This window comes from Vibrio sp. 10N.222.48.A3 (genome assembly GCF_041475345.1).
In the GTDB taxonomy this organism is placed as follows: Bacteria; Pseudomonadota; Gammaproteobacteria; order Enterobacterales; family Vibrionaceae; genus Vibrio; species Vibrio tasmaniensis_A.
The window spans coordinates 1-4,801 of the sequence record NZ_JBFRVX010000146.1 but is presented as its reverse complement, the minus strand read 5'-3'; the positions used below and the strand labels follow the sequence as shown (position 1 = coordinate 4,801).

Below are 4,801 nucleotides of genomic sequence, written 5' to 3'. Positions count from 1 at the left end.
CTAAGAAGCTTGTTGACCAAATCAGTAACTACTACGCGAGTAAGAGTGCAGTAACGGTGGCGAGTGAATCTTCGGAATCAATCTTAACGCAGTTTATCAGCCTGAATAACGCGCAAGACTTCTTCCAATTGGAGAATGCACTGAAGCGTCTAAACTCGGTGGCAAGCTTAGATATTCTACAAATTCAAAACAATGAAGTGACGTTCCGAATTCATTTGTTATCGACCCAACAAGAGTTTGAACAAGAAGTTGAAAGCATTCGCCAAGTCGCGAAGGTTGAAGAGTCTTATATCGAACCTGAAGTGAGCCCAGAATTTGAAGCGCAAGATAACATTATGTCTGTAGGCGATGACTCTGCTGTTGTTACTGATGCGATGGGCAATGAAACTACCCCAAGCGTTCAAGTGATGAAAGGCAGTGAGTTATCTACAGGTGCTGAGCTAACAAATACAACTGAGGTGACGCTAGGTGAATCTGATGAGGAAGCGCTACCAGTCACAGCGCCAGTGCACGCTAAGCCAAGCTTAGTATACGAATGGGTTCGCTCGTAATCGTCTACCGACATGACAGATTGATATGAAATCACGAAAAAAGCCCTGCAAGAGAAATCTCGCAGGGCTTTTTGTTTATCTGTTGTCATGTCAGATCTAGAGCATCGAACCAATATTATTGTTCGAACTTAGCTTTCTCTTTCTTTTCTACTTCGGAAAGGCGCTTCAACTTGATGCCTAACTCTTTGGCTCTAAAACGGGTAAATAATATATTGCCTGCGAAGCCTAGAGTCGTCAAAAGCAGTTCTACAGCGGCTAACAAGCGCTCTCCACCGTCTACATACATAATAGTTAACGCGTGTAGGAAGTAGAGCATTAAGACGAAATTCGCCCAAGCATGCGTATAAGGCTTGCCCGATAATATTCCCGGTAATGGTAGTAACAGCGGTATAGCCCAAGCAATCGCCAGTGTTACATTACTGAGGTGAGGGTGCGGTGAAAGTGTCATCTGCCAAGCAACCACCCAGAATAAAAGCGACAAATTGCCCGTTAAAGCAAGGTAGCGAAATAGCTTGGTTTTGGGAGACATCGGTCTCTCTGACATATACATCATTGAGGCATTCCCTTCTGGTTAATAGCGATGCGCGCTACGCGTTTGCCTAGGTTTTTCGCCAACTCAATTTCTTCTTTGCTTAATGAAGCGCTCTCTCCAGTGCTGCTTGCACCGTAAGGTGTGCCACCGGTTTGAGTGGTGTGCAGCGCAGGTTCTGAATAGGGGATGCCCACGACTAACATGCCATGATGAAGTAGAGGCAGCATCATGCTTTGCTGTGTCGTCTCTTGACCACCATGTAGTGATGAAGAGGAAGTAAATACACAAGCTGGTTTATCGATGAGATCGCCATTAATCCATAACGATGTTGTGCTATCCCAAAAGTGCTTCATTGGCCCAGCCATATTGCCAAACCATACTGGGCTGCCGAGTGCTAAACCATCGCAAGAACGGAGATCTTGTAAGGTCGCAATAGGATCTGTTGGTTGATAGCGCGAATCCGGCTGCTCTTCTACCGTATACACGTTGTTCACCGTTCTTAGCATGGCTTCGCAGTTCGGGATGGATTCCACCCCTCGAGCGATTTGCCTTGCTAGCGCTTGGGTGTTGCCGTGTCGACTATAGTAGAGAACAAGAATGTTGATGCTCATATTGGATTACAGAATCTCTAGTACTTGTTCTGGTGGACGACCAATTTTTGCTTTGTTGTTCGCGACAACCACTGGACGTTCAAACAGTTTTGGATTCGTTGCCATTGCAGCGAAAAGATCTTCATCAGTCACTGATGCGTCACCAAGGTTCGCTTCTTTGTAATCCGCTTCTTTGGTACGCATCATGTCGCGAACACTCTCAAAACCAAGCTGAGTGAAAAGCACTTTCAGCTGTTCAACAGTCAAAGGCGCATCTAGGTATTTGATCACCTCTGGTTGTACGCCGTTTGCTTCAAGCAGTTCGAGAGTTTGACGGCTCTTTGAGCAGCGTGGGTTATGATAAATCACGACAGACATGGTTCTTCCTCATTATTATTTTTGATTTAATAGTTCAGCCGAAGCCAACTGAGTGGCTTCTTATTGTGTAACGTTGAGCTTTCTTTGTATTTTGGCAACGAGCTTCGCTACCAGTCATTATACTTATTGCAACGATAAGAAGCGTTCGCGCTGTATCATTAGTTGATCAATTCGAGCGTCATAACGTGCTTGTTTTAGGCTGCCTAGTTCTGCGATTTGGCTCGCCTGCGTGTAGTACTGAATCGCTTTGTTCCAGTTGGCTTGCAGTGCCAAGATCTCTGCCCTAGCAGACAGTTCTTCATCGCTGTTACCAAGGTTTGTATTTGCCTTTGAAAGCAGGTACCACCCATTGGTGTCGTTCGGGTTATCGTGCGTGTAACGTTGCAACACGCGAACGGCTTCCTGTAGGTCTTCATTTTCGATCAGTGCATTGGCGTAGTTTATGGTTAGAACTGAGTTGTTTGGTTGACGCTCAAGTGCTGACTTAAGTTCTTTAATCGCAATCTCAGGCTTTTTCTGTTCAATGTGCAGATCTGAAATAGCATCCAGATAGAACAAGTTGGTTGGGTCGCTATTCATCAGCTTGGTCAGAATTGGTTCTGCTTTATCTAATTTTTTTGAATCTAGGTAAACCAGTGCTTGCCCATACTCTAATGATGGAACCAAGGCTTTGGGGGCTTTCTTCAGCTTTCGCTCAAACCAATCAAGAGCTGCATCATTATTAATCCCTGCATAGCGCGCAACAATCCGGGCTCTTGCTAAATGGTAATCCAGTGACGGAGCCAGTTTTAGTGGGGTATAGCTGCGAGCACGGGCGCGTGAATCTGTGATTCGGTCTTCAGGCAATGGGTGAGTTAATAGCATTGGTGGCGGTGTGCTTGCATAGCGGTATTCATCAGCTAAGCGGCCAAAGAAACGTGGCATCGCGTTTACATCGAACCCTGCTTTTGCCAGCGTGTTGATGCCAAAGCGGTCGGCTTCTTTTTCATTACTTCGGGTGTAGTTTATTTGGCTTTGCATGTTACCAGCAGTTGTTGCAGTGATAGCTGCGATACCGGCTTCTGGTGCTGCAATCGCTAATAATACAGAAGCGGCCAGTGCTGCGATGGTTGCAGGAGAGCGGCGAGCTTGATCTTCCATACTACGTGCTAAGTGACGCTGGGTAACGTGCGCGATTTCGTGCGCCAATACGGAAGCGAGTTCACTTTCAGACTGTGCATGCAAGAACAAACCTGAGTGCAAAGCAACATAACCACCAAAAAAAGCAAAAGCGTTGATGTTTCGGTCACGGATCATAAAGAACTGAAAAGGTGTCTTTACATCATTTGCGTTCGCGACAAGGCGATGGCCAAGCGTGTCAATGTATTGGTTTAGAACCGGGTCGTTTACGATAGGCTGGCTGCTTCTGATGATGCGCATGTAGGCATCACCATAGATAAGTTCTTGGTCGATAGTGAGTGTGCCGCCTGCCGCGGTGCCGATATCGGGTAGCTCCAAACCATTGGTATTTGCCAACGTTGGAGTGCTTAATGTAGCTGCGATGCATAAGCAAGCAATTGAGCGAGCGCGTTTAAACATATTAGTCAGTAATACTCCGTTTCTTCTGACAGTAAGACAAGTGCAATGCAAATTGGTTCTCTATCTGATGTAACCTTTACCAAGTGCGTGCGCTATCATGAAGGAAGATGAATGAATGATGGCGCGTTTTCAAAAACAGATTACAATACGACCCTTATAATAAGCATCGAGCTAAAGAATGACACCTAATATTCTAGATTTACGCCAAGAGCGCTGTCCAATGGCACTATTATTAGCCAAGCGTCACAGTGTAAAGTTAGAAGTAGGGCAATCATTGTCAATTTATGTCTCTGATAACAGCTCGATGAAAGATATTGTTACTTTTTTGTCAAAGCAAGCCTATGACGTCATCGTAGAGGTTTGCTCTAATTACTATCATCTCCTCGTCACTAAAAAGGAATTGCAGTCAAATGCTTGAAATGGTCAATCGTTGGTATAAACGACGTTTCTCTGATCCCCATGCTGTCAGCTTGGTTGCCATCATTCTCTTCGGCTTTATTACGATCTACTTCTTTGGTCACCTCATTGCCCCACTTTTGGTGGCTATTGTTTTGGCTTATCTGCTTGAGTGGCCGGTTACTCAACTTCAAAGACTCGGTGTTCCAAGAACCCCATCAGTGATGTTGGTGATTTTAATGTTCTTTAGCGTGATGTTACTTGCGCTGTTTGGTCTAGTACCAACGATTTGGGAACAGGTAGGTAACCTTATCAATGATATTCCAAGCATGTATGGTGGCTTACAGAAGTTCATCGCAACCATCCCTGAGCGTTACCCTGAACTAGCAAACCTGCAGATCGTTGAATCGATTGTGTCTAATGCGAAAAACAAAGCATTAGGCTTTGGCGAAAGCGTTGTGAAGGGCTCTTTAGCTTCTCTTGTTAGTTTGGCGACGCTTGCGGTTTACCTGATTCTTGTACCGCTGCTGATTTTCTTCCTTTTGAAAGACAAAGAAGAGATGATCAGTATGGCTAGTGGTGTTCTGCCTAAGAACCGTCGTCTAGCGACCAAGGTTTGGGTAGAGATGAACCAACAAATCTCAAATTACATTCGCGGTAAGGTGCTTGAGATTTTGATCGTCGGTGGTGTCAGCTACGTAACCTTTGCGATTCTGGATTTACGTTATTCAGCACTGCTGGCTGTCGCGGTCGGCTTCTCGGTATTGATTCCTTAT

At 45.3% G+C, this 4,801-nt stretch carries 6 protein-coding genes and 1 pseudogene; 3 read left to right on the top strand and 4 right to left on the bottom strand.

Going from position 1 to position 4,801, the window contains the following annotated elements; all coding sequences use genetic code 11:
- Nucleotides 1-551 (top strand): annotated as a pseudogene (locus AB4653_RS05490) (DUF2066 domain-containing protein); the annotation flags it as partial.
- 115 nt (nucleotides 552-666) lie between these two features.
- On the opposite strand, the gene AB4653_RS05485 reads toward AB4653_RS05490, so the two are convergent.
- The 4 genes from AB4653_RS05485 to AB4653_RS05470 form a co-directional block, all read right to left on the bottom strand.
- Nucleotides 667-1,104, bottom strand: coding sequence for a DUF2069 domain-containing protein (locus AB4653_RS05485; protein ID WP_009847385.1), 438 nt, complete (start codon nucleotides 1,102-1,104; stop codon nucleotides 667-669).
- Complete coding sequence (gene wrbA, locus AB4653_RS05480; protein WP_009847384.1) at nucleotides 1,101-1,694, bottom strand: NAD(P)H:quinone oxidoreductase; 594 nt, start codon at nucleotides 1,692-1,694, stop codon at nucleotides 1,101-1,103. Before wrbA ends, AB4653_RS05485 begins: the two co-directional genes overlap by 4 nt.
- A 6-nt stretch (nucleotides 1,695-1,700) precedes the next feature.
- The gene (arsC, locus tag AB4653_RS05475) at nucleotides 1,701-2,051 is read right to left on the bottom strand and encodes an arsenate reductase (glutaredoxin) (RefSeq protein ID WP_009847383.1); all 351 of its coding nucleotides are present in this window, start codon (nucleotides 2,049-2,051) and stop codon (nucleotides 1,701-1,703) included.
- 123 nt (nucleotides 2,052-2,174) lie between these two features.
- Nucleotides 2,175-3,629: a M48 family metallopeptidase gene (locus tag AB4653_RS05470; protein ID WP_009847382.1), complete on the bottom strand. Its 1,455-nt coding sequence runs from the start codon at nucleotides 3,627-3,629 to the stop codon at nucleotides 2,175-2,177.
- A 178-nt stretch (nucleotides 3,630-3,807) separates the two neighbouring features.
- Here AB4653_RS05470 and AB4653_RS05465 point away from each other — a divergent pair, with 178 nt between their 5' ends.
- Nucleotides 3,808-4,047 (top strand): sulfurtransferase TusA family protein, encoded by a 240-nt coding sequence (locus AB4653_RS05465; protein ID WP_009847381.1) that lies wholly within the window; start codon nucleotides 3,808-3,810, stop codon nucleotides 4,045-4,047.
- The coding region (locus AB4653_RS05460; RefSeq protein WP_372103517.1) for an AI-2E family transporter at nucleotides 4,040-4,801 on the top strand (762 nt) is incomplete at its 3' end. The genes AB4653_RS05465 and AB4653_RS05460, both read left to right, overlap by 8 nt.